Origin of the sequence: Streptomyces sp., assembly GCF_019510245.1 — a bacterium.
In the GTDB taxonomy this organism is placed as follows: domain Bacteria; phylum Actinomycetota; class Actinomycetes; order Streptomycetales; family Streptomycetaceae; genus Streptomyces.
Genome location: NZ_JAEKKT010000467.1, coordinates 1 through 2,332, shown reverse-complemented (window position 1 = coordinate 2,332; position 2,332 = coordinate 1). Strand labels below are relative to the sequence as shown.

Sequence of the window (2,332 nt, the reverse complement as noted above, 5' to 3'; positions counted from 1 at the left end):
GCGGCGGAGCTGGGCGTCGCGCCCGCCGACTGCATCGTCTTCGAGGACTCCGGGGCGGGAATCGCCGCCGGGAAGGCGGCCGGGATGAGGGTGGTGGGAGTCGGCGCGCGAGCCGCGGTGCACGGGCCGGACGTGGTGGTGGCGGATCTGACGCAGGTGCGGATCGAGGCCGGGGAGGACGGCACCATCCGGCTCTCCGTCGGGTGAATCCCCTCCCGGCTTTCCGGCGCGGGATTCCCCCCTCGGATCTTCGTCGGGTCAATTCCCCTTCGGGTGGATTCCCCGGGTCTCCGTCGGGTGGCCCCCCAGGTCTCCGCCAGGTGGACCCATCCCGGCGCTCCGTCGAGTGGATCCCCAGGACTCCGTCCGCCAGACCCCCAGCCGGCCCCCGCCGGGCCCGCACCCGGAGAACGGCCTACGGCTCCTTCGTCTCCGACTCCAGCCGCTGCCGGGTCACCAGGTCGTACACCCCGTGCTCCGCCCCCTGGATCCCCCGCTGCCACTGATACGCGGAGACCGCGTCCTCGACCCCCTCGTTGTAGTGCCCGCTCGCCTTGCGCGAGTACAGCCCGACCTGGGTGAGCCGCAGCTCCAGCTCGACGACCTCAGGGCCCTCGGCCCCGCGCCGCAGAACCTGCGGAGCCGCCTCGCGTGCCGCGTCCGACCCGGCCGCCGAATCCGTCGCGGCGGAGGCCGTCGGGGTCGCCGAGGGCTCGGCGGACAGCGACGGGCTCGGCGAGGCGCTGGTCCTCGACGGGGACGGGGAGGCCGACGGGCTCGCGCTCGCCGTGGCGGGCGGGGGTGCCGAGGACGGCCGTACGGACGCCGCGGCCGTGGACGGAGACGCCGTCGCCGCGGTAGTCGTCGCATCGGGGACCGCCGGCCGTACGTCACCCCGTGCCGCCTCGTCCCGCACCGGTGACTCGTACGTGAACAGGCCGCCGGCGAAGGCGGCCGCGGCGGCCACCGTCACGACGGCTCCGGCGGTGGCGAGGAGGACGGTACGGCGTCGGGTGCGGCGCGGCGGCCCGTCGGGGGTCCGGCCGGGCGCGGAGGGAGCGGCCTCCACCTCGAACAGGTTCAGATCCGTGCGGCTCGGGGTGGCCGGCGGCGGTGCCGGCACGCGCAGCGGCATCGTGACGTCCGGCGCGGGCGCATTCGGCACCGGTGCGGTCTCGTCGTCCAGTTCCACGTACGGCCGTATGCGTAGCGGATCGAAGTCCTCCGCCGCGGCCGCCTCCGCCGTACGTGTGTCCCGCAATGCGTCCGACGCGCGCTGGGTGCACCCGCAGGACGGGGTGTTGTCGGCCCCTCTCGGTGCCCGGCACTCCGGGCACAGATGGCCGTTCGACTCCGCCATGTGTTCGTCCCTCCCCTCACAAACTCCAGCGATTATGCAGACTCCCTCCACACCCGACTGTCGGAAGCCCCCGGAATACCGGCTTCCAACAGGACTCAACAGGCCATAACCGGCCACACCGATCACGATGGAGACGTAACGAGAGCCCCAGGAGGTCTTCATGGCCGCGCACGCGCACGGTATGACGGGGAATGTGAGAGACGGGCAGGAACAACACGTCTCCGGCAACGTCCTCGTCTCGATCGGGGCCCTGTTGCTCGGAATGCTGCTCGCCGCGCTCGACCAGACGATCGTGTCCACCGCGCTGCCCACGATCGTCAGCGATCTCGGCGGTATGGAGCATCTGTCGTGGGTGGTGACCGCGTATCTGCTGGCGTCCACGGCCGCCACGCCGCTGTGGGGCAAGCTCGGGGACCAGTACGGGCGCAAGCGGCTGTTCCAGACCGCGATCGTGATCTTCCTGATCGGGTCCGCCCTGTGCGGCATGGCCCAGGACATGCCCCAGCTGATCGCCTTCCGGGCCCTGCAGGGGCTGGGCGGCGGCGGCTTGATGGTGTTGTCGATGGCGATCGTCGGCGACCTCGTTCCGCCGCGTGAACGAGGGCGCTATCAGGGGCTTTTCGGAGCGGTGTTCGGGGCGACGAGTGTGCTCGGGCCGCTGCTGGGCGGGCTGTTCACCGAGCATCTGAGCTGGCGGTGGGTGTTCTACGTCAACCTTCCGGTGGGCGTGGTCGCGCTGGCCGTGATCGCCGTGGTGCTGCGGATTCCCCGTAAGTCGAGGAAGCACGTCATCGACTACCTGGGGACCTTCCTCATTGCCGCCGTCGCCACCAGTCTGGTGCTGGTGGCCTCGCTGGGCGGGAACACCTGGGCGTGGGGATCGCCCCAGATCGTCGGGCTCGCGGTGCTGGGGGTGCTGCTGGCGGTCGTGTTCGTGGGGGTCGAGCGGCGGGCCGCCGAGCCCGTGCTGCC

3 protein-coding genes are annotated in these 2,332 nt (G+C 71.9%); 2 read left to right on the top strand and 1 reads right to left on the bottom strand.

The window, feature by feature from the left end; all coding sequences use genetic code 11:
* Window positions 1-207: HAD-IA family hydrolase (locus JF597_RS54145; protein WP_294014475.1), on the top strand; the 207-nt coding region annotated here is incomplete at its 5' end.
* 208 nt (window positions 208-415) lie between these two features.
* Here JF597_RS54145 and JF597_RS54140 read toward each other — a convergent pair.
* Window positions 416-1,360: a peptidoglycan-binding domain-containing protein gene (locus JF597_RS54140; protein WP_294014473.1), complete on the bottom strand. Its 945-nt coding sequence runs from the start codon at window positions 1,358-1,360 to the stop codon at window positions 416-418.
* Window positions 1,361-1,520: 160 nt separating this feature from the next.
* Between JF597_RS54140 and JF597_RS54135 the strand changes: the two genes are divergently transcribed.
* Window positions 1,521-2,332: MFS transporter (locus JF597_RS54135; RefSeq protein WP_294014471.1), on the top strand; the 812-nt coding region annotated here is incomplete at its 3' end.

Bases quoted from the DNA above. Each gene is read 5' to 3' on its own strand.
- JF597_RS54140 (WP_294014473.1), bottom strand. From the start codon at position 1,360: ATGGCGGAGTCGAACGGCCATCTGTGCCCGGAGTGCCGGGCACCGAGA.